This window comes from Caballeronia insecticola, assembly GCF_000402035.1.
GTDB lineage: Bacteria > Pseudomonadota > Gammaproteobacteria > Burkholderiales > Burkholderiaceae > Caballeronia > Caballeronia insecticola.
The window spans coordinates 55553-76030 of the sequence record NC_021295.1; the positions used below are offsets into that span (position 1 = coordinate 55553).

General features: G+C 58.4%; 20 protein-coding genes and 1 pseudogene. 14 read left to right on the plus strand and 7 right to left on the minus strand.

All coding sequences use genetic code 11. The features are described from left to right. Positions 1 to 163 precede the first annotated feature (163 nt). Together BRPE64_RS30710 and BRPE64_RS32155 are read left to right on the plus strand one after the other, a co-directional pair. Positions 164 to 808 (plus strand): TetR/AcrR family transcriptional regulator, encoded by a 645-nt coding sequence (locus BRPE64_RS30710; RefSeq protein ID WP_016355572.1) that lies wholly within the window; start codon positions 164 to 166, stop codon positions 806 to 808. A gap of 536 nt (positions 809 to 1344) precedes the next feature. After that, entirely contained in the window at positions 1345 to 1863 is a 519-nt protein-coding gene (locus tag BRPE64_RS32155) for a winged helix-turn-helix transcriptional regulator (protein ID WP_016355574.1), read from the plus strand. Between the two features lie 148 nt (positions 1864 to 2011). On the opposite strand, the gene BRPE64_RS30720 is transcribed toward BRPE64_RS32155, so the two are convergent. Then, on the minus strand, positions 2012 to 3169 hold the full coding sequence (locus BRPE64_RS30720) for a thiolase family protein (RefSeq protein WP_016355575.1): 1158 nt from the start codon (positions 3167 to 3169) through the stop codon (positions 2012 to 2014). A gap of 262 nt (positions 3170 to 3431) precedes the next feature. Here BRPE64_RS30720 and BRPE64_RS30725 point away from each other — a divergent pair, with 262 nt between their 5' ends. The 3 genes from BRPE64_RS30725 to BRPE64_RS30735 all read left to right on the plus strand — a co-directional run bounded on the left by BRPE64_RS30725 (position 3432) and on the right by BRPE64_RS30735 (position 6616). Next, positions 3432 to 5285, plus strand: coding sequence for an FAD-dependent oxidoreductase (locus BRPE64_RS30725; protein ID WP_016355576.1), 1854 nt, complete (start codon positions 3432 to 3434; stop codon positions 5283 to 5285). 186 nt (positions 5286 to 5471) lie between these two features. Further along, positions 5472 to 5777, plus strand: a complete 306-nt coding sequence (locus BRPE64_RS30730) for an ArsR/SmtB family transcription factor (RefSeq protein ID WP_044044289.1) — start codon at positions 5472 to 5474, stop codon at positions 5775 to 5777. Between the two features lie 203 nt (positions 5778 to 5980). Next, a complete protein-coding gene (locus tag BRPE64_RS30735; RefSeq protein WP_016355578.1) occupies positions 5981 to 6616 on the plus strand; it encodes a TetR/AcrR family transcriptional regulator in 636 nt (211 codons plus the stop codon). Between the two features lie 58 nt (positions 6617 to 6674). Here the strand turns inward: BRPE64_RS30735 and BRPE64_RS30740 are convergent, their stop codons facing one another. The 3 genes from BRPE64_RS30740 to BRPE64_RS30750 form a co-directional block, all read right to left on the minus strand. Continuing rightward, positions 6675 to 7877 (minus strand): MFS transporter, encoded by a 1203-nt coding sequence (locus BRPE64_RS30740; protein WP_016355579.1) that lies wholly within the window; start codon positions 7875 to 7877, stop codon positions 6675 to 6677. Between the two features lie 157 nt (positions 7878 to 8034). After that, the gene (locus BRPE64_RS30745) at positions 8035 to 8772 is read right to left on the minus strand and encodes a 3-oxoacyl-ACP reductase family protein (protein ID WP_016355580.1); all 738 of its coding nucleotides are present in this window, start codon (positions 8770 to 8772) and stop codon (positions 8035 to 8037) included. Positions 8773 to 8814: 42 nt separating this feature from the next. After that, positions 8815 to 9519: an isochorismatase family protein gene (locus tag BRPE64_RS30750; RefSeq protein ID WP_016355581.1), complete on the minus strand. Its 705-nt coding sequence runs from the start codon at positions 9517 to 9519 to the stop codon at positions 8815 to 8817. 748 nt (positions 9520 to 10267) lie between these two features. On the opposite strand from BRPE64_RS30750, the gene BRPE64_RS32040 reads away from it, so the two are divergent. Beyond that, complete coding sequence (locus BRPE64_RS32040) at positions 10268 to 11107, plus strand: NAD(P)H-dependent oxidoreductase (protein ID WP_160167953.1); 840 nt, start codon at positions 10268 to 10270, stop codon at positions 11105 to 11107. Further along, positions 11095 to 11460, plus strand: coding sequence for a hypothetical protein (locus BRPE64_RS30760; protein WP_016355583.1), 366 nt, complete (start codon positions 11095 to 11097; stop codon positions 11458 to 11460). Before BRPE64_RS32040 ends, BRPE64_RS30760 begins: the two co-directional genes overlap by 13 nt. An 82-nt stretch (positions 11461 to 11542) precedes the next feature. Here BRPE64_RS30760 and BRPE64_RS34020 read toward each other — a convergent pair whose 3' ends face one another. Then, on the minus strand, positions 11543 to 11884 hold the full coding sequence (locus tag BRPE64_RS34020; protein WP_016355584.1) for an alpha-ketoglutarate-dependent dioxygenase AlkB: 342 nt from the start codon (positions 11882 to 11884) through the stop codon (positions 11543 to 11545). A 572-nt stretch (positions 11885 to 12456) separates the two neighbouring features. Here BRPE64_RS34020 and BRPE64_RS33860 point away from each other — a divergent pair. From BRPE64_RS33860 to BRPE64_RS30785, 4 genes and pseudogenes are all read left to right on the plus strand, one after another. Continuing rightward, positions 12457 to 12960 (plus strand): annotated as a pseudogene (locus tag BRPE64_RS33860) (BON domain-containing protein). Positions 12961 to 13227: 267 nt separating this feature from the next. Then, positions 13228 to 14478, plus strand: a complete 1251-nt coding sequence (locus BRPE64_RS30775; RefSeq protein ID WP_044044037.1) for an MFS transporter — start codon at positions 13228 to 13230, stop codon at positions 14476 to 14478. A gap of 244 nt (positions 14479 to 14722) precedes the next feature. Further along, positions 14723 to 15682, plus strand: a complete 960-nt coding sequence (locus BRPE64_RS30780) for an NADP-dependent oxidoreductase (RefSeq protein ID WP_232519372.1) — start codon at positions 14723 to 14725, stop codon at positions 15680 to 15682. Between the two features lie 107 nt (positions 15683 to 15789). Continuing rightward, positions 15790 to 16239 carry a tautomerase family protein gene (locus BRPE64_RS30785; RefSeq protein ID WP_044044039.1) on the plus strand — a complete coding sequence of 150 codons (450 nt, stop codon included), beginning with the start codon at positions 15790 to 15792 and terminating at the stop codon, positions 16237 to 16239. Positions 16240 to 16324: 85 nt separating this feature from the next. Here the strand turns inward: BRPE64_RS30785 and BRPE64_RS32610 are convergent, their stop codons facing one another. Beyond that, positions 16325 to 16783 carry a DUF3331 domain-containing protein gene (locus BRPE64_RS32610; RefSeq protein WP_051180597.1) on the minus strand — a complete coding sequence of 153 codons (459 nt, stop codon included), beginning with the start codon at positions 16781 to 16783 and terminating at the stop codon, positions 16325 to 16327. Between the two features lie 66 nt (positions 16784 to 16849). On the opposite strand from BRPE64_RS32610, the gene BRPE64_RS32615 reads away from it, so the two are divergent. Beyond that, positions 16850 to 17170, plus strand: coding sequence for a hypothetical protein (locus BRPE64_RS32615; RefSeq protein ID WP_144063606.1), 321 nt, complete (start codon positions 16850 to 16852; stop codon positions 17168 to 17170). A gap of 9 nt (positions 17171 to 17179) precedes the next feature. On the opposite strand, the gene BRPE64_RS30795 is transcribed toward BRPE64_RS32615, so the two are convergent. Next, on the minus strand, positions 17180 to 18142 hold the full coding sequence (locus tag BRPE64_RS30795; protein ID WP_044044040.1) for a LysR family transcriptional regulator: 963 nt from the start codon (positions 18140 to 18142) through the stop codon (positions 17180 to 17182). A 97-nt stretch (positions 18143 to 18239) separates the two neighbouring features. Between BRPE64_RS30795 and BRPE64_RS30800 the strand changes: the two genes are divergently transcribed. After that, positions 18240 to 19010, plus strand: coding sequence for a DUF2848 family protein (locus BRPE64_RS30800; protein ID WP_232519373.1), 771 nt, complete (start codon positions 18240 to 18242; stop codon positions 19008 to 19010). 11 nt (positions 19011 to 19021) lie between these two features. Beyond that, positions 19022 to 20404 (plus strand): amidase, encoded by a 1383-nt coding sequence (locus BRPE64_RS30805; protein ID WP_016355594.1) that lies wholly within the window; start codon positions 19022 to 19024, stop codon positions 20402 to 20404. Positions 20405 to 20478: the final 74 nt, after the last annotated feature.

The window sequence follows — 20478 nt, forward strand, 5'->3', positions numbered from 1 at the left end:
GACTGGCCGAACCGCAGGACCTTGGCACGTGCTCGGCATCGGATAACTTCCAGAGAATCGCAGAGGCGATCCCGATGACCGGACGCGCAATCGATGCCATCTTCGGCACGCTTTGCGACTTCCGGCGAAAGACGTTTTCGTTGGAACATCCAGGAGTAAGCGTATGAGGAAATCCAAGTCTGAAACGGCGCAGACACGTCAGCGCATCGTGCGCGCGGCGGCGCTCGCGTTCAGAAGCAACGGCATTCATGCCACGGGCGTGGCGGAAATCATGTCGGCCGCCGGTCTGACTCCGGGCGGCTTCTATCGCCACTTCGCCTCCAAGGAACACCTGATAGCAGAGGCCTGTGCCGCCGGGATCGAGTCGACCATCGATGCCATCGATGCGTCCGCGCAAGCGGGCGAGCAAGCGTTCATTGACCATTTCGAAGCCTACCTTTGGGACAAGAATCGCAGGAACACCTTGATCGAGTGTCCCTTGATCGCCATGGGCAGTGAACTGGTTCGAGCTGACATCGAAACCCGACGCGCGGCAACCCGTGGATACTGCGAGCTGATCGGTGTGATGGCGTCGGTCGGCGAGTCGGATGAAGGCTCTGCAATGTTCGCTTTCTCGGCGATGCTCGGCGCGCTTACCATCTCGCGGATCGTCGATGACCCCGAACTCGCCGGGCGCATCCTCGACGAAACCAAGCGGCGCGTAGTCGGACTCTGGCCGATTGCGCCGGATGGCCAGGCGTGCACGGATTCAAAGGATGGCGACGCGGAGAAGACTGCTCTCATCGGTGACATATCAACTCCCATGTGATGGCCGAGACCGTTGTCGATGCGAGCACTGCCGGATCGAAGCAATGCCTTGCCATGTGCCACGGGTCATCAGAACGAAGATCGGTGATGACCTGAAGAATGGTCGTGTTTTTATTGTTGTCGACGACGTCCATCACGCGTCTGTACAAGCCTCTACCTACCTTTCGCCGTGTTTTGGAGGCATCGTTTCGGATTTCACCAATAATCCAGTTTGAGGAGAGGTCCGCGCAAGCAGATGACATGAATTACGCCACATCCACACGCGCTTTCCAATTAGACGAAGGTATCGCTTCGAAGCATGCATAGCGCTCATCGAGCGCGCGCTTGCGCCCGCGACCATGAACTTCCGAAGCCTCTCGACCTGTCCGGATGCATCTGCATCCACTCGATCATTGCCTGAGGCTTTAGCGCGCATTGCGTTTCGTGAAAAAACTATAAGATAAATGGTTGCGTCACACTACCGATCGGAGTCAGGAAGCTGTTCCCCAAAAACCGGGTAAGTTGCGACGGGAAACTTACGGTAGTATCGATTCCATCATGTACAGAAAACGGCTCGATGGCATCGACAGCTCCGCCGCCCGGGCGCTGGACGAGGTAGGGGAGTGGTGGACGCTCCTGATTGTCCTGCAGTGCGAGCGGGGAAAGGCGCGATTCGACGAATTGCAGAGTTGTCTTGGTATTGCGCGAAATGTTCTGAGTTCTCGGCTGGAGCGCATGATCGAAATTGGCGTGCTCGAACGATTTCCACTCAAGGAACGCGCGAACACATGCGGGTACCGACTCACTCCCAAGGGGATGGACCTTCGGCCGGTGCTGGTCGCGCTCACGAACTGGGGCGATAAGTGGCTTTTCCAGGGTGAAAATGCTGCCATCGAGATCGTCGATGCGCGTAATGGCGTGGCGATCCGATCGACGAAAGATCGAGGAACGGCCGCTGGCGAATTCAAGTGCGCCGAAGAACCATCAGGCTCGAAACGTGAACCCACAGGGCCGGGCCGAATGCGCGGTGAGCCGCTGCATTCATTCGTCTCCGAAGAGGAAGGTGAGGGCGCTTAGCGCTCACGAACCGGGTCTAGGACGCTCATGCACCTTGGACGGCAAGGCCTGGTTGGAGCGCAAACGACACGCTCGATTTATCGAGCCACGCTCCGAGCATTTCTTCGCGTGTCGAGGCCGCGGATAACCACGGCCTCGACGAAACCTGCTACAGAGCCTCAAGCACGGTTGCGATGCCCTGGCCGCCACCGATGCACTGCGTGGCGAGGGCTATTTTCTTCTTCTCGCGTGACAGTATCTGAGCGGCCTTTGCGGTAATTCGTGCTCCGCTCGCGCCCAGAGGATGTCCCAACGCCAGCGCCCCGCCGTCCAGGTTGACCTTGGATGGGTCGAATCGAAGTTCACGCATGCACGCCAGAGCCTGGCTGCTGAACGCTTCATTGATCTCAATAACGTCGACTTCGTCGATCGAAATGCCGGCGCGAGTCAGTGCCTTGCGCGTAGCGGGTACGGGGCCCATGCCCATGATTTCGGGCGACACGCCCGCCACCGCCGACGACCTCACGCGTGCTGTCACCTTGAGATTGTGTCTGCGCGCAAAGTCTTCCGAGGTGACCAGAAGGGCGGCGGCGCCGTCGGTCAGCGGCGAGGCCGTGCCTGCCGTAACCGTTCCATTCTCCCCGAACGCCGGCTTCAGCTTCGATAGCGCTTCCAGCGAGGTCTGAGAACGAATGCAGCCGTCGTTGCTGACGATGGTTCCGTCGTTCAGCACCACGGGAGCGATTTCGGACGCGAGCCGTCCGGATTCGAATGCAGCCGCAGCCTTCATGTGTGATTCGTACGCGAAGCGTTCCTGGTCTTCGCGGGAAACGCCAAAACGCGCTGCCACGTTTTCTGCGGTTGTTCCCATCGTCGTGTAGGCGTGAATCGGAACTTCCGCGTCTGGCTTGTCGAGACTGGCGAAGCGCGGATTGGGCAGGAAATTCAAACCGCCCTGAGGAACCATGGACATGCTCTCCACGCCGGCGATGATGAAGACCTCGCCCGAACCGATGGCAATCTGTCCTGCTGCCATGTGAATCGCATACATCGACGACCCGCAAAACCGGTTGATCGTCGCACCGGCGGTTTCGATTGGAAGGCCGGCCAGGAGGGCGGCGATGCGGGCGATATTGTTCCCTTGAGCACCCTCGGGATATGCGCAGCCCATCAGGACATCTTCGACGAGAGCGGGGTCGATATCCGTTTGCTTCAGCAGGGCCGAGATGGCCACGGCGGCGAGGTCGTCAGGACGAACCTCCCGGAGCGCGCCCTTTCGAGCGAAGGTAAAGGGAGTTCGAATGTACCCTGCGATTACAGCATCCATGCTTTTGCCCGCCGTTCAGATATGGGTTGATATGCCGTGGAGTATATGTGAAATCCAGATGGCCCGTGGAGCATCGGCGCGGTTGAAATTAAATTCTTGTTCAGGATGCTATTTTTGAATTTAGTTTAAAAGACTGATGATATTGTCGTCCTGAGATACAGGCTGAGCGTTTGAGTTCATACTATGCTTTTCTCGAATCGTTGCAGGTCGACATGGCGGCGAGCGACTTGACCGTGCGATGCCGCCTGCCCTGAGAGGACGAATGGCTAATCAGCGATGGCTCCCCGGTCGTGATGAAGCGACCTCCCCGCTGCCGGCAACGCTGGAAGAGGCCGCCGCAATGTCTCTGCGCCTTCGGGGTGACGTCTCCAACATCATCTCGCAGCATAGTGCCGCGGAGATCGAGGCGATCGAATCCGACGCCGCATTCTCGCCACTGTCGAGCCGATTGCATCAAATGTTTCCGACCTTGTCGACGCGAGAGGTGGATCGGGCGCGTGCATTCGGCTCGGAAGCCAGATGGAGCGCGGGAGAAGAGTTGTTCAGGATGGGTCACCCGAGTCCGGGCTTGATCATCATCCTCAAAGGGCTGGTGCGAGTTTCGAGAGGCGATGCGATAGGCCGTGTACACCGCGTCATCGAACAACATGCGGGCCATTTTCTGGGGGAGATAGCCCAGTTGTTCGGCCACCCTTGTCTCGGAGACGGCGTCGCAATCGAAGACACGGAAGGAATAGTCATTGCACCTGCGGAATTGCGTAGCCTTCTCGTCACGGAAGCGGAGATCGGCGAAAAGATTACCCGGGCATTGATCATCCGGCGGGCCGGGTTGATTGAGAACGGAAGCGGGCCGGTCCTGGTGGGCGACACCGCCGATGCCCGCATGATTTCTCTGCAAAGGCTGCTTCAGCGCAACGCCTATCCGCATACGGTTATCGATGCGCGCCTCGATCCAATTACAGTCGGTCTGCTGGAGCGTATATCGGCGTCAAAGGCCGATTTTCCGATCGTGATCTGCCCCGATGGCACCGTTCTGCGCGCACCCGATGAAAACCAGGTGGCAACGAGGCTCGGATGGCTGCCCCGATTCGACGAGGAGTCCGTCTACGACGTGCTGATCGTAGGCGCCGGGCCTGCGGGACTGGCGGCCGCCGTGTATGCCGCCTCCGAGGGATTGTCCGTCGCCATCTTCGATAGTAGAGGACCCGGTGGGCAGGCAAGCGCCAGCGCACGTATAGAGAATTACCTTGGTTTCCCGACCGGCATCACGGGCCAGGCGCTCACTGGCAGGGCTTTCGTGCAGGCGCAGAAATTCGGCGTCCACATCAGCATTCCTTCGCAGGTCGACTACCTGCATTGCGACCGAACGCCTATCGCCATCGAACTGGGGGACAAGACGATCGTCAAGGGACATACGATGGTCATTGCTTCCGGTGCAACGTATAGAAGGCCGGATCTTCAGGATCTGGACCGATTCATTGGACGAGGTGTCTTCTACGGCACATCGCCTGTCGAAGCCAAGCTATGCAAGGGCGCGGACGTCGTCGTCATTGGGGGCGGCAATTCGGCGGGTCAGGGCGTCGTGTTTCTCGCGTCTCACGCCAATCACGTTCATCTGCTGGTTCGGTCGGGCGGCCTGGAGAAAAGCATGTCTCGCTATCTCATCGACCGGATTCGGCGACTGCCCAACGTCACCCTTCATGTCGAGACCGAGGTTACATGTCTCGGCGGAGACGAGGTTGGGTTGCGAACGGTTTCGTGCCGGTCTCGCAACGGAAATATCTCCTTCGAGGTGAAGCATCTGTTCATGTTCACCGGGGCCGTTCCCAATACCGACTGGCTGAAGGGCTGCGGCGTTACGACCGATGACAAGGGTTTCGTTCTCACCGGATCACGCGCGCACCGGCGCCTGGACGATAACGATCAAATATTGGAAACGAGCGTCGAAGGTGTCTTCGCCATCGGCGATGTCCGCGCAGGATCCACGAAACGGGTAGCCGCCGGGGTCGGAGAGGGTGCGGCAGTCGTCTCGCAGATTCACACTGTTTTGCATGAGCGACAGCAGCTGGCACTGAATGCCGAACCGCCATCGGCACGTGGAGTCGGGTCGGGATGATGCAGGCTCGGGCCACATCGGACAGATGGAAACGCATGCGCACGGAACCGTCGAGTATGCCCGACCACGCAATATCGTCGGGATTCTGAGTATAATCCACAAAAGGACAAATTCGTTCTGCATGCGCACGTGCAGTCCGATCTTCCGCCGGCAATGGCACAGGACTTCTGGTTGCGGTTAAATCTCATGGAAAAGGCGCACGTCGAGTCGATTTGCAAAGCGCTGGCAAATCCAGTGCGACGACAGATCCTGAGTTGGCTGAAGGAACCCGAGGCGCACTTTGGCAATCAAGCGCTTGCTACCGAGTTGGGTGTCTCGGCATCGACCATCGACAAGCGTTGTGGACTTGCACAGTCCACGGTTTCCGCGCATTTGGCTGTGCTGCAGCGAGCGGGCCTGGTCACTACGCGAAAGATCAGCCAATCCGTTTTCTTCAAGAGAAACGAGGTGACGGTTCGCGCCTTTCTCAGACACATGCAAAGCGAGCTCTAGCAGGAGCGGGCTGTCATGTCGTCGGTCGGATCAGTTCAATCCGGCACAATCGCCCTCAACCGGTGCCGGGAATTTCCGCCCTTGCTCACCATAGTCATTTGAATCTCCCAACCTCGCAAGTTGACTTTTTAGTTTAGAAATGTTCTCTAATCTGTGGTACCCTCAGAGCACTTGAATCAGCTTCGAGTTGGAAGGAGTACCTCATGAGAAAGTCAAAGGCAGAGAAGGCCGAGACTCGTAAGCACATCGTCGAAACCGCGTCGAGGATGTTCAAGGAGCGCGGCATCGGCGCGACCGGCGTGGGCGAGATCATGGTTGCCGCCGGATTGACGCATAGCGCGTTCTATCGGCACTTCTCCTCTAAAGAGGAACTGGTCGCCGAGGCGAGTTCCTCGAGCATGGAAGTTTTCGTCGAGGCCGCACATACGGCGATGAAAGCCGGACCGCGCGCATTTGCGAAGTATCTCCAGAACTATCTCAACTCTGAATATCGAAACGGCACGCTGGGCGGATGCCCTGTGGTTCAGATGGGCAGCGAACTGGCGCGAGAGGCGGAAGTGACGCGCCAGGGCGTTTCCAACGGATTGGAGCGACTGATCGAGTTCGCGTTGCATTCAACCGATGGTAGCGCGGATGCCGAGGCAGACGCGCTTTTCATGATGTCGGCCATCATCGGCGCGATTTCCGTATCGCGTCTGGTAACCAACGCGGCGCTCTCCGCGCATGTCGTCGAGGTTGTTCGCGAGCGTCTTGCATATCGGCCCACGCGCCAGGTTGGCCAGGAATTGGCGAAAGCTCCGGCAGTTCGCAAAGCGCGCAAAGTTTCCGTGCAAGCCTAGGTTTCTGACCGTCAGACACGGACGTTCGGGCACGCCCGGTCTGTATCAAACAGTGCTGTCAACGGGCTTCGGCCTTCACCGAATCCAGACGTCCCGCTATGGTGACCATGATGGCTGCCAGAATGAGGATCGCCGCGCCCGTCCATGTGGAGGCGCGCAGGTTGAGATGATCCACCACCACGCCTCCGATGAGCGAACCCACGGTAATCGATAGCTGAAACACTGACGTGTTCAGGCTTTGTGCCGCCTCGGGGGCATGTTGTGTCGCGCTGAAAAGCCAGAGCTGGGTGCCAACCGGCGCCATGCCCCAGGAGACCGCCCACGCAAGCAGACTTACGATCACGATCGTGATGTGCTGAGGGAATGCGGCTACGCCAATCAAAGACGCAAGGAACAAGATCACATTGCCGTAGACGGTGGCGTGAAGATTGCGGCCCGCAAGCGCGCCACCAAGGAAATTTCCGGCCACCGCCAGAATGCCGAAAGCCAGCAGCAGCCCGCTGACCGCGTTCGAGTCGAAGCCGCTGAGTTGCCGGAGATAGGGCGCAACGAAGGTGTAGCCCGAGAAATGTCCGGCAACCATAAAGATGATCGCAAGATAGATCACGACAATTCTTCTCGACTTCAGCAATCCGACGAAATCGCGAAGCTTCGCACCCTGCTCCATCTCTATCTTTGGCAGCGTAAACAACTGGAGAAGGAAGACCCCTGCCGCGAGCGCAGTTGCAACAACGAAGGCAACGCGCCAGTCGTAGTGCGACGAAATATACGATCCCAAAGGAACGCCCACGACAGATGCGACGGAAATACCCGAAAAGACGAGCGATGAGGCTTTATGTACTTCATCCTTGGAGACCAGCCGGGCCGCTGCAGTGATTGAAATCGACCAGAATCCGCCGACGCCGATGCCCAGGATAATCCGTGCTGCCACCAGAACAGGATAAGTTGGAGCCGCCGCCGACACCACCCCCGAAGCGACGACGATGCCGGTGAGTACGAGAAGAACAATCCGACGATCGAGTCGCCCGACAGAGAGCGCCGTGACTGGCGCCGCAATGAATCCGAGTGCTGCGGTCGACGTGACCATCAGGCCCGCCGTTCCCTCGGAAATGCTGAATCCCTTGATAACGCCAGGCAGCAATCCGACGGGGAGGAACTCCATCACGACCAGGGCGAACGCCCCGAGTGCGATCGCCATGACACCGAGCCACGAGGATTTCGGCAAGGTCTTCGGATCCTGATAAGTTGCGGAAGCTGACACCGGAAATCCCTTGAGTTGGAAGTTCGAATTGCTGCTGATGCTTGAGTTGCAGTCGGCCTTTTGCTCCGGGCCAGCAGATTCGGACCGAACCCCGTCGAGCCTTTTTTCGGTCGGGGTCGCCTTCGGTCCGTTTGCAAGGGCTTGGCTTGCCGCCTGCTTAAGCGGTCAATCCGCCGTCTACTGTCAGCGTGGCGCCGTTGATATAGCTGGCTTGTTCGCTGGCCAGAAACGCCACCGCATTGGCGATGTCGTCGCCCTTGCCGTACTGCGCGGACGGAATCATCGGCTTCGTTACAGCAGCAAAATCGCCGCTTGCGGGATTCATGTCCGTATCGATTGCGCCGGGTTGAATCAGGTTGACCGTGATGTCGCGCGCCCCCAACTCTCGGGACAGGCCTCGTGTGAACGACGTGAGTGCCGACTTCGATGTGGAGTAGACGGTCAGGCCAGGCCAATAGACATTGTTGGCAAAGAAGCTGCCGATCGTGATGATTCGCCCACCGCGACCGAGATGAGGAATGACGGCTTGCGTGGTCAGAATGGGACCACGAATATTCACCCCAAGCATCGCGTCGATATCTTGAAGCGGCATCGATTCCAGCGGTCCCACCCGAATGATCCCCGCGTTGTTGACCAGAACGTCGATGCCGCCCAGGAATTCCCGCGCTTCGGAAATCGAACGCACGATGTCATCGGGGTTAGCACTGTTTGCCTGGATCGCGGTTGCCCTGACGCCGAAAGAGCGAAGTTCCTGTACGAGTTCGCCCGCTTTCTGCGCGCTCTTCTCGTAGGTAATGACGACATCCGCACCTTCGCTTGCCAGCTTTCGTGCGATGGCAGTCCCGATTCCGCGACTGGCGCCCGTGACGATGGCGCGCTTACTCTTTAGAAACATGATTTCTTCCTCGCATGCGTGATTGATCGTGCCTCGTATTGCTCAGGCCACGTCGGCCGTCGCAACCGCCTTCATGCGTTTGACAGCCTCTTCGGTGGTCCAGAGGGCGTTAGCCAGATATCGATAATTGACCATCGCTCCGAGATAGGCGTCGCCTTCATCATTTCGGCCGCCGGATACGGCGTCCCGAACCATCGCGACTTCCATGCCTTCCTCGATGATGTCCCGCATATGCCCTTCCAGGCAGATGTTCGCCACCGGCCCCGCCATGATCACCTTTTCGATGCGCCGCATCCGGAGTTGCTTGATGACGTCGTTGGTCCGAGCCGACGCACCCTTGTGCGGCGACGTATTCGCGGTCTTGCCGTCCATCAGGTACTTCTTGAAACGCTCGGGGTAGTCGGCGCCCGATCCCGCGAAGCCCTCCAGGTCCACCGGATCCTTGCGACCGACGAAATTGATCTCGGTGGCAAGGTAATGCGAAATGGCCCCGCCAGGCGCTACCCATTGAAGATCCGTTGGGAAGTAGTAATGCGGCGAATGAATAACCGGAAAGCCATACTCTTTTGCGGCCCGGAGCAACTCTTCGATGTGATCGGGCACCTTGTGCTCCCTCAGGCTGTGCTCGATCATCGGGTAATAGCTGCCGCCTTCGGTGAGGAAATCATTCTGGATGTCCGCGAGCACCAAGGCGGTGTGGTGTCGGTCGAGCTGCATTTCCGGATTGCGATGCGTGAATGTGAACATGACGAGGTCCTCAAGAGATTCAAGGTCAACCGTTAAACAGGCAGTTAAAGAAAGTCGGGCAGAGACAGCTTCTAGACAGATTCGACTGAGAGGCGCACCTGTCCGCTACTAAACGAAATCGAATCGAAAGCGTTCCGTGCGGTACGGCCAATCGAGCGTCGCCTTCGTTTGGCCATTTAGCGAAGAACACTTCGCTAAATGAGAAAGTTAAGAGGTCTTCGCTAAATTGTCAAGATTTTTTGTCATGGGCCATCGACAAGCCAGTGTGCCGACGCTGGTTGATCGGGCCCGGAGGTCGAGTCGTCCCGCCGGTAGTCCGGCGGTAGGGCACAGTCGTGTGGAGGCAGAAGATGGGGCGACCACCTGATGCGATTAGGCCAAGCCTCCGGTCTGGGCGCAATTGCACTAAGGTATCGTTCGCAGCGAATGTCGGGCACAGCAAACGAGCACGGTCGTTCATGGCTTGGGATCGCCACGGAAGTGCGATCTGCGAGCCGCCCTGACTGTTCGCAACGCGAGACGAGACCGGCGAGCGCGTTGACTCGATACCTTCGTGCAATTGCATCGGCTTCAAGAACTCGGCCTAATGCCACCAGGCCGGATGCTGCACATTTGCGAGTGCATGAGTCCGGGACTGGGCCGCATCGGCTTCGTTCAAGCTTGGACAGATTTTCAGGGTGGCGCGCCTGTGCAGTGGTCGTTTGAAACTGGCGACAAGCGTGCTCCCCTTCGATATCTGGAGATACGAGTGAACAAGTTGCTTCTTGTTGCGTCATCCACAAGCGATCGCGCGTCTGCGTTACTCGCCGATACTTATGTCGATGCATTGAGGGAATTCGATCTTGAACTCCAGATCGACAGGCTCGATCTTTGGCAAGAGGCGCTCCCTACCGTGCAAGGCGAGACCGGGTCCGCGAAAGCCCGCGGTCTTGGCGAACGGCAAGGCGGCAAATTCGAGCAAACAGCGTGGGATTCGATCGTTTCGATCGCAAACCGTGTCCGCTCGGCAGATCGATATGTCATTGCCGCACCAGCCTGGGATGCAGGGGTGCCGTATCGTCTCAAAGAATACCTTGGTGTTATCTATCAACCCGGCGTAATGGTCGGGCTGATTCCCGACTTCGGCTGTGGCGGACCCTATCACAACAAGCAAGCGACGCTGTTTCTGACTTCGATTGAGAGAGTGGAGCGGTCGGCGGCTCCTCATTTCGGAATCGATCACCAGTCCGCCTATCTGAGGGATTGTTTGACGCAGGCCGGTATCCGATCCATCGATGAAGTTCGATTCGAGCAGAGAAATCAGGATCGAGACGGCAGTCCGGGCCTGGACGACGCGATGCAGCGCGCCATCCGGTTGCCCGCGCGCATGGAGGCAGCCGGCAGACGCATTGAATCCGTTCGAGTCCTGTGGACCACACACGGATTGTCCGTGCGTTTCCAGACTGGCGTTCGGAAGCGGTCTCTTGGATTTGGCCCGGCTGCACTCAACAGAACTAGCGCTGCTCAGTGTGCAGCACGAGGCGACGGGTTCACGGTGCAACGGACGGGGCCCGATGCAACTTCGCGGAGCGAGACATGGGAACATTGATTGAGATGCTCACAATCGACATGCTTGAGCGTGAGACAGAGAGAGTCCTCAACGCACGGCGAATGAAAGGCCGCGCACTCGGAGCAACCTATGCGCTCGCGGTCGCGAATGCCGATCAGATCAGACGCATCGCAGATCTCGGTCGATCTGGCGTTCTCGTCGAGCGTGCCAGCGAGCCGGTCGAGTGCCTCGATCTGATCGTCGCAGCGTGGCAAGGCTGCGAGCCCTCCGACATCGAGAATGACGTTTTGAAGGAGTTCCTGGAAGGTTATTTAGGCTTCGACAGCCCGTTTCCGGGCGCTGTACTGGCGGGCTTCGTTGAAGGCGTGACGGCCTTCGAAAGACACGTCTAGCACGACCGGGTCATGAACAGACCCGAACGGCGCCTGCGTCATTTATGCGACTCGCACGGCGTAGCAATCGGTCAACGCCAAGTCATCCAGCGGGCATTTGCAAGTCGCGATAGCAACGAAATGCCAGACTGATCCTGGGGCCACATCTCCGCGTCTGCTTCGGGATCCCGTGCTCATGCGTCAGCTGTGATTCGTAGCTCATGATGAGCACACTTCCGGGTTCGAGTTGCAAGTTCCTGGCGTGCGCGGGCTCTCGCCGCGTCCGAATCGACATGCGACGCGCCTCACCGAGCGACAAGATGCCGATCGGTTGGCCCTCGACGAGTCTGGCGACACTGTCACCGTGCGGCGCCACGCTGTCGTTCTCGTCCCGATACAGATTCAGGCTCACATGATTGAACGGAGCGTCGACCAGTGAGCGCATCAAGCCGAAGGCGTCCGCCAGTGGTCAGGGAAGTTTTTCAGCGTCCTTCATGTAACCTGAAATCAGCCTTGGGACCGCAACTTCCCGGTCGTACATCGTTCGACGGTAAGCGCCCCAGGCGCAGTTCTTCAGCAAGAATTCGAACCAGCAATTCGCAAGGGATGACTCAATACAGCCGGGCAAATACCGGATTCCGCCGTCTCCGTCCGCGGCGATCGTCACGGGAGTCGAACCGAAGAGCTCTTGCTGAAGCACAATCTTGCGTCCCTGAATATCGAAGCACATCCGCCTGTCGCGACCTCGCTTTAGGCCGGTACTTGTATGAATATACAGCATACGGTCACAGCGTGCTTCTCGTCGACCGGTCCCTGAAGCCTGCGAACAATGTGCCCGGGCTCCGCCATCAAATGCTGCGCAAATCCGAATCAGGATTATGATTACAAGCTCGCGGACATGACGAAAACTGAGGCAGATGTAAGGCATGGGATCGCGGAGGGTCAAGCCGGAAGATGCTCCGCGATAGGTACATGTGCGACGAGACGCGTTCTCCGATATCGTTGAGGTGAATACGCATGAGGTGGGCAAACCGCATGGTGATGATTCACGCACTGTGCGTCTGCACAGGAGCGACTCATGCTCAGGAGAGTATTCAGAACTGGGGGCATGACCCGTTCTTCCAGATTTCCAATGCGCTTCCGGCTTGCCCCGAACCGGCCGGACCGAGAGTCAGCGAACAGGAGTGGATGGGGGAGTCGCATCACCGTATCGAGCACGGGAATCATTGTTGGATCGAAGGTCGATGCAGGTTGCCTAACGCCTTCGAGTACGACGGAGAGATCGCCGAAAGCACCCGCCGAAGACTGCAATGGCTTAGCACGATTCTGCCCGGGTGGAAAAACAGTACGCTCTGGGTGACCGTGTACGAACGCTGAATTTTGGTGCAGGGATGCGTGACGAACAGCTTTCCTCAGAAGCGCTTTTTTGACGCGATACGCGAGGTGCCGGATGCTGAACGCGTGATCGATCAGACCACGATTGATACGCGCAAAGTGCCTCCTTACCGTACGCTTCGATGACGAACACGGGCCGAGGCATCCGCAGACAACCATTGAATGACCCTTGCGTCCGACGGCGGATGCGGAATTTCCAGAGAAAAGTTTTTCTAGTACGACGTTTCTAAAGGGCCTGGTTAGCGGAAGATAACCGGGGGATCGGAGACATGCGGAGTCAGAATCCATGATGTATATCCACGAATCACGGTACGAGGCGCCAACGTCTCGTGCCGCTTCAGACACGCTGTCAGGGTGCAGATGAATGCCTTAAAGCCACATCGAAAAATCGATATGTCGCATGACGCAGAGCGTATCGTTACCCCTTTCTACGGATGGTACGTCGTCCTGGGCGCCTTTGCGGTCACGCTCGTCGGGTTCGGAAGCGCCTACACATTCGGCGCCTTTATCGGCTCGCTCGAACACGATTTCCACGCATCCCGAGGATCGGTATCGCTGGTCTTTTCACTTGCAGGATTTCTGTACTTCGGGTTCGGCATCTTCAGTGGTCCGCTTGCTGATCGTTTTGGCGCGCGAATGCTTGCCTTTCTCGGCATGCTGGTGACCGGTGCCGGTCTGATCCTCGCCGGATTGGCGCAAAGCCTGACGGGCGTTTATGCCGCCTACAGCCTGGGGATCGGACTAGGCGTGGGCCTGTCGTATGTGCCCGTGCTGGGTGCGGTCCAACGATGGTTTGTGCGCCGTCGAGGACTCGCGTCAGGACTCGCGGTGAGCGGGATTGGAATCGGTACGCTCGTCATGCCGCCGTTGGCCACGTTTCTGGTCAGCTCGATAGGCTGGCGTCACGCGTATTTCGTGCTCGGCATTCTGGCCGCCGTCGTCGGGGGAGGATTTGCGTTACTTCTGGCAAACGATCCGCAAGAGCGAGGCCAGGCGCCAGACGGCGATGCCATTGCCGATAGGTCCGAACGGCGCCCCGCATCAGGTGTTTCCATTCGTACCGCAGTGACCTCCCGGCGGTTTATCGGCTTATACATCGCCTGCCTTATAGGCTCGTTCGGCTTGTTCGTCCCATTCGTTCATCTGGTGCCGTTCGCACTCGACCACGGTATCGCTCCTTCCACCGCTGCGCTTCTGCTCGGAGTCGTCGGGATTGGAAGTACCGGAGGACGGTTCATCCTCGGTGGGATCGCGGACAAGATGGAGCGCTTGATGACGATCCTTGTGATGTTCGCCGGGATAGCGGGTTCGATGGTCATCTGGATACTGTCCAAGAATGTCTGGACGCTTGGATTGTTCTCGTTGGTCTTTGGTGTTTTTTACGGAGGCTATGTCGCGCTTCTTCCCGCGGTCGTGATGGACAGCTTTGGCGGAAAGAATGTCAGCGCGCTAATCGGCATTCTCTATACGAGCGTGGCGTTCGGCACGCTTATCGGTCCGAGTGTCGCGGGGTTCGCGTTCGATCTCACGCACAGCTACACCGCCCCGATTCTCGCCTGTGCGCTGACGAGTCTCATGGCAGTGGCGATTCTCGCGCTCACATCCCGCGCGAGCATTCCCTTGCATGAAATGGAAACGACATGATTTCGGGGAAAGCCGTAACGTGGCGGAAAGTCAAGACGCGAGATCTTCCTGATCGCGCTTGACGCGATGCAACGGTGTGTACGGCGTTCGTATATTCGAAAGTGTGTAACTGCATTCAAGCGAAGATGGCTTGAATTTGGAAGAAGTTGCAGGCATTCTTTGCGCTTTGCAGGTGGAGTGCGTCCGACATCTTCATGTCGTTGATGTTCACGTGCAACTATTCTGTGTATATCCGGAGAAGGCCATGAGTGAACGACCAACGATGCGGGCAATCCAGCAGACAGAATGGGGCTCGCTCGACAGCATGAAACTTGTTGATGTGCCTCGGCCGACTCTGCTGCCGACCGAGGTACTCGTCCGGGTGAAAGCGGTGGGTGTGAATCCGATCGACTATCACACGGCGATGAGCCGGGGGTACATGAACGCACTGTCGTTGCCCCATATCCCGGGATGGGACATCGCAGGCATCGTGGAAGAAGTCGGATTCGGTACGAATCGCTTCAAGGTCGGCGATGAGGTCTTTGGTTTTCCACGCTTCCCGCGCGCAGCCGGCGGATTCGCCGAGTATGCCGCCGTGCCGTCGCGGCAAGTCGCCTTGAAGCCTCCGAACATCAGTTTCGAGGGAGCATCCGCGGTGGCGCTTGCGGGTCTTACGGCGTGGCAGATGCTCGTCGACGTTGCCGACGTTGGCCCGGGTTCGAAAGTTCTGGTCAATGGGGCGGCGGGCGGCGTGGGCCATCTTGCTGTCCAGATCGCCAAGGCTCGAGGCGCACACGTTACCGCGGTCGCGCGAAAAGAGAAGCACGATTTCGTGCGGGGGCTGGGTGCGGACCGACTCATCGACTACACGACTTCTGTCGTCACGGACGAGATCCGCGACGCAGACGTAGTGATCGAGTTGGCTGGAGGGAGCGCGACCATTCCGATGCTCAAGGCGCTTCGCCGGGACGGATTGCTGATCAGCGCGAGAAAGCTTCCGGACATTTCAGAGATCCAGGCGGAAGCCGCCACACTAGGCGTGAGAGCCGCTTCGTTTGTGGCCGAGCCGGACCATTCGGGGTTACAGCATCTCGCGGCGTTGATCAACCGCGGCGCGCTCAAAGTGGAAGTGTCGTCGGTCATGCCGTTCGAGAAGGCAGTCGAGGCGTTGGAGCGAATCCCGCAGGGGCATGCCGTCGGGAAGACCGTTCTCAGGATCGGATGAGACCGACGAGGCGGCTTGACGTTGCTTAGGCCATTTAATAGGCTAGTCATACGGGCATCGAAGATTCACGCCTGTTTGCTAACAGCGTCACTATCGGGACGGAAGCAATGCCTACTTACCATGTGTCGGCTACAGAGGGTTTGCTCGACGACAAAGCGCGGGCGCGGCTCGCGAATGAAATCACTCGGGCTCATAGTCTTGCGACGGGAGCACAAAGTTTTTTCGCACAGGTCCTCTTCCACGAGACGCCGAAGCGATTTCACTTTATGGGTGGAAAGCCGGTCGATTCCGAACAGGTCTTCGTGCATGGACATATCCGATCCGGACGGACCACCGATCAGAAAGTTAAGCTCCTCGGCGATATTCTCGGCTCGGTTCGACAAGTTACAGGCCTCGATTCCAGATACGTCTGGATTTACCTGTCCGAATTACCCCCATCGGACATGATCGAGTACGGGCAAGTGTTACCCCAGCCCGGCGCCGAATCAGCGTGGTTGCAAGCGCTGTCTGAAGAGGACCGCGCTTATCTGAACCGGTTGGCTGAGCGCGCGGAGTGAGTCAGGGCTCGGCATCTGCCCGTCCGTGGTACGCCGCGAACCTTCACGTCGTACGCTGGCCGGGCGCCGGTGAGCCGCCCCGCAGTCAACTCTGCGTGGCAAAGGATGAGACCTTCACTGGCTCGCCGAGGAAGCGTCGTGCCTCGGAGACCAGGATCATCTGATTGCAGTTGAAGGGAATCTTTCCCTGCGAGACAGGCTTGAAGACCTCGTCGCGAGGGTGAATCGGAAGGCCTGTCAGCGAACAGAACGACGGCCATCGCGCCTTTGCCGTTCGCCATATCTGCTCGTCGTACCGCCCGGTCATGGGGTCGCTCCAGCGGACGGTCATCGTGCACGATGTGATGCGTTCAATGATCGCCACATGAATGTCGCGCGAGCTTGGGGCGACGTGAGCGGGGGGCTTTCTCGATGTCGAACGGCGGCGGACGGGGCCGCCCGTTTTGAACGACGCTAGCTGATCACGCCGCGCAACGGCGGCCATGGGAAATATCAAATCAAGCAGGGCACGGCTTACCACCAGGTCATCGGCAACTTTACTCATCGCGGAAGTTTCCCATCTTCGGTTCAAAGATTCGATTCGCTCACGCACTGGAATCACACGCCTCGCTTGAAGGGCGCATGGAAAGCGGATTCCGATTCAACCACCAACCGTACCTGGCCAGCTAAATTCGGTTCGAGCGGTCGATGGCAGGCAGGAGCGAAAGCTTTGGCCAACTCGCGAGGCTTCGCTCAACGTCAGTGGAACAGAATCGAAGATGGCCAACAATTGCACGAAGGTATTGCCCACGGTTCGTGCCATGGATCCGATGAACAGGCCGTCGTGATGCTACGCAACTGTGTCGATAACTCAGGACCGTTTTGCAGCGACATCGCCATCGAGCGCTGCATTCGTCTGATCGATTCGTCCGGCTCGAGTCAACGCGCCTGAGCACCGTGTTCAGAGCGAAGCGGATATGTCGTTGCCGGATGCACTGCTGTCGCCCTCTGGAACGAGCGCGTACGCGGGGCCGTGTTGAAGGCTGAAATCGATCATGATGGCGCGGGCCAATCGTGCGATCGATTCGGGCAGGAAACTGTCGGGGCTTCGACGGTAGGAGACCACGATCGGGAAAGTGGGGATCCGATGGGCGACCTGCAGGACATGAAGCTGACCGTTCTCGATCTCGTGTTGCACGAAGGCGGTCGGTACCGCGGCGATCCCGAAGCCGTCTACGACAAGCTTGCTGATCGCCGCTGCCGATGAGAAGCAGTTGATTTGCACCTGGTTCTCGCCGGCGGCTGAAAACAGCCCCGTGATGTAGGCATGGGGTCTTGAATGTCTGGGAAAGCTGACGATCTGAAACGCAGCAAGCTGCGCCTCCGTCAGTATTTGCGTCGAAATTCCCAAGCCTGGACTGCCGATCCAGGACATCGGGAAACTACCGAGCATGGCGTTATCCACGTCCGCGCCGTTGACCGGTGTGCTTAGCAGCGCGGCGTCCAGATGTCCGCTTGAAACCTGGGCCGAGAGATTGGCCGACGTATCACTGGTCAGTTCGAGCGTCAGGCTTGGATACTCCTCACGAATGCGCTTGAGCAGTTCCAAAAGCCACGTATGGATGACGACTTCGATCGCGCCCAGACGCAGGATGCCACCGATTTTCTTCCTGTCCCCCACGCTTTCCAGCATGGTCCGAGAAATTTGAACGATTTGCTCCGCGTACGGTAGTGCTTTTGTTCCGTCCTGTGTGAGCGTGATATCGCGCGGCCCTCGTTCAAAGAGCTTCACGCCCAGTTCCAATTCGAGTGCGGAAATTCGGCTGGAGATGGCGGCCTGAGTCGCGTGCATCCGTTCGGCCGTCAGCCGGAAGTTCCGAAGCCGTGCTAACCATACAAACGTCTCGAGGAAACGGACATTCATTCCGCACGACTCGCAAGCGATGAACCCTGAAGGAGCGCTTATTTTAGCGTCTGACGAGCCATATCGTCGGACCAGCTGCACGCCAACAAGAAAAAGTATGGGTAGCCATCAAGATTTATTTGTTGGACACCCGGCGCGTCTTGAGGAAAAACTGTTCTCATCGCCACCTTCTGTCCTACCGATCATGTCCACGCATCGATTCTCGATACAGGATGGCCCCGAAGTTTTCTTCAAGGCGACCCGCCTGGTGATTGCCAGCTGGTGTGGTCGAAGCGCCGAGGAGGTCGAGCGCCACATCGAAGAACTGGTGGCGATCGGCGTGAGGCGTCCCTCCAGAATTCCCGGCTTTCATGAGCTCTCCCCGTCGCTTGTCACCCTGAACGAGACAATCGATGTGGTGGGCGATCACTCGTCAGGGGAAGTCGAGGCGGTCTTGTTGTACGACGAGGATCATGGGCTGCTGGTAGGCATCGGCTCCGACCACACTGACCGGAAAACCGAGAGCTATGACCTGGTGGTCTCGAAACAGATGTGCGCGAAACCCTTGGGCTCATCGGTATGGCGCTACGACGAAGTTGCAGGACACTGGGACGACATAGTCGCACGAAGTTGGTGCATCGACGAACAAGGTGAGCGGATGCTCTACCAGCAAGGGGAGCTGGCTCGATTGTTATCTGCGGACGAGGTCCTGGATCAGGTCAGCGCAACCCGGCTCGTGCGTCCGGGCACGGTTATTTTCTGCGGGACTCAACCGCTGCTAAGAGCATTCACGTCGTCGATTCGCTTCGAGATGGAGCTGTTCGACCCGATCCTGCAGCGCACCCTCAGGCATACCTATGCGGTCAATGCACTTGCGCATGTAGAATGACGGGAACATAGATGATAAAAGCACTCCAGAACGTGCTTTCATCGGGTCACGTCACTGCGTCTGGCTTGCTCGATGATTCGCTGGAAAGAATTGCGCGGGACAGGCGTGATCATGATGCGGTCTATGTGAGCGTGAATCGCGAGTCCGCTCGTAAGGCCGCTAAGACGAGCGACGCGCTGCGTGATCGGGGCTATGTGCCCTCGTCGATCGCCGGGCTGCCGGTCTCGATCAAGGACTTGTTCGACGTCAAGGGAGAAGTGACATCGGCGGGGTCGCGTGTATTGCGAGAGGCTCGGCCGGCCACGCGTGACGCAGTCGTGATATCCCGCCTTCGAGACGCCGGTGCGGTATTTGTGGGAAGAACGAACATGAGCGAGTTCGCCTATTCGGGACTCGGCCTGAATCCATATTGCGGAACCGCGCGTAATCCGAGTGATCCGCGACGTGTCGCGGGCGGCTCGAGTTCGGGCGCAGCCGTTTCAGTGGCGCTTGGTCACGTAGCCTGGAGTCTGGGCACCGACACGGGCGGTTCGTTGCGGATCCCTGCCGCTTTCTGCGGCTTGACGGCGTTCAAGCCAACCGCGCGTCGTGTTCCATTGGACGGTGTGTTGCCGCTTGCTGCCGCGTTCGATTCGGTCGGCGCGATTGCGCAAAGCGTCGACTGTTGTGTCGCCGCGGACAGTGTCATCTCGTCTCACGTCCTCGACACTTCGCCGCGTGCCCTGGAGTCGCTGCGGATTGGCGTACTTTTTGGAGGCGTGGTCGACGAGACAGATGATCAAACGCACGCGGCCTTCTACGAAGTCATTCGTCGGCTCATTGATGCGGGCGTGTCGATCGTGGCGTTCGATTTTCCCGAATTGAATGAAGTCCTCGCACTTGCTCCTCAGGCCGGAATTACGGCCGCGCAAGCGTGGGGATGGCACCGGCATCATATCAAGGAGAGCGCTCATCTCTATGACCCGCGGGTTCTGGCGCGCATTCGGAAGGGCGAACATCTCCTTGCCGCCGACTACATCGAACTTCTGAAGACGCGGGAGTTTTTTATTGGCGCATCGCAGCGCCGTCTCTCTGATTTTGACGCGTGGATAATGCCAACCGTAGCGACTGTCGCACCGCTGGCGGAGCCGCTACTCGAGGACGATGATGCTTTTTTCTCCACGAACGCCCGCGTCCTGCGCAATCCCGGCATCGTGAATCTCATGGACGGGTGCGCGCTCACGCTGCCGTGTCATCGAGAGGGCGCATTGCCGGTGGGGGTATCGATCGTCGGGACGTCCATGGCCGACGCGAGCGTGTTGGCGGTCGGACGCAGCATCGAGTCGCTTCTCAGGCAGTGCGGGCTGGGCAAGTCGGCGATCGAAGACAGTCTGCCGGGAGGCGCACACGGCTAGAGGCTGGATGCCGGCCGCTGCCCGGTCGAAGTACGGTTCTTCATCTTTCTAAGGGCTGCAAGGTGAAACACGTC

Bases quoted from the DNA above. Each gene is read 5' to 3' on its own strand.
- BRPE64_RS30710 (WP_016355572.1), top strand. From the start codon at position 164: ATGAGGAAATCCAAGTCTGAAACGGCGCAGACACGTCAGCGCATCGTG.
- BRPE64_RS32155 (WP_016355574.1), top strand. From the start codon at position 1,345: ATGTACAGAAAACGGCTCGATGGCATCGACAGCTCCGCCGCCCGGGCG.
- BRPE64_RS30720 (WP_016355575.1), bottom strand. From the start codon at position 3,169: ATGGATGCTGTAATCGCAGGGTACATTCGAACTCCCTTTACCTTCGCT.
- BRPE64_RS30725 (WP_016355576.1), top strand. From the start codon at position 3,432: ATGGCTAATCAGCGATGGCTCCCCGGTCGTGATGAAGCGACCTCCCCG.
- BRPE64_RS30730 (WP_044044289.1), top strand. From the start codon at position 5,472: ATGGAAAAGGCGCACGTCGAGTCGATTTGCAAAGCGCTGGCAAATCCA.
- BRPE64_RS30735 (WP_016355578.1), top strand. From the start codon at position 5,981: ATGAGAAAGTCAAAGGCAGAGAAGGCCGAGACTCGTAAGCACATCGTC.
- BRPE64_RS30745 (WP_016355580.1), bottom strand. From the start codon at position 8,772: ATGTTTCTAAAGAGTAAGCGCGCCATCGTCACGGGCGCCAGTCGCGGA.
- BRPE64_RS30750 (WP_016355581.1), bottom strand. From the start codon at position 9,519: ATGTTCACATTCACGCATCGCAATCCGGAAATGCAGCTCGACCGACAC.
- BRPE64_RS30760 (WP_016355583.1), top strand. From the start codon at position 11,095: ATGGGAACATTGATTGAGATGCTCACAATCGACATGCTTGAGCGTGAG.
- BRPE64_RS34020 (WP_016355584.1), bottom strand. From the start codon at position 11,884: ATGCGCTCACTGGTCGACGCTCCGTTCAATCATGTGAGCCTGAATCTG.
- BRPE64_RS30775 (WP_044044037.1), top strand. From the start codon at position 13,228: ATGTCGCATGACGCAGAGCGTATCGTTACCCCTTTCTACGGATGGTAC.
- BRPE64_RS30780 (WP_232519372.1), top strand. From the start codon at position 14,723: ATGAGTGAACGACCAACGATGCGGGCAATCCAGCAGACAGAATGGGGC.
- BRPE64_RS30785 (WP_044044039.1), top strand. From the start codon at position 15,790: ATGCCTACTTACCATGTGTCGGCTACAGAGGGTTTGCTCGACGACAAA.
- BRPE64_RS32610 (WP_051180597.1), bottom strand. From the start codon at position 16,783: ATGAGTAAAGTTGCCGATGACCTGGTGGTAAGCCGTGCCCTGCTTGAT.
- BRPE64_RS30795 (WP_044044040.1), bottom strand. From the start codon at position 18,142: ATGAATGTCCGTTTCCTCGAGACGTTTGTATGGTTAGCACGGCTTCGG.
- BRPE64_RS30800 (WP_232519373.1), top strand. From the start codon at position 18,240: ATGGGTAGCCATCAAGATTTATTTGTTGGACACCCGGCGCGTCTTGAG.
- BRPE64_RS30805 (WP_016355594.1), top strand. From the start codon at position 19,022: ATGATAAAAGCACTCCAGAACGTGCTTTCATCGGGTCACGTCACTGCG.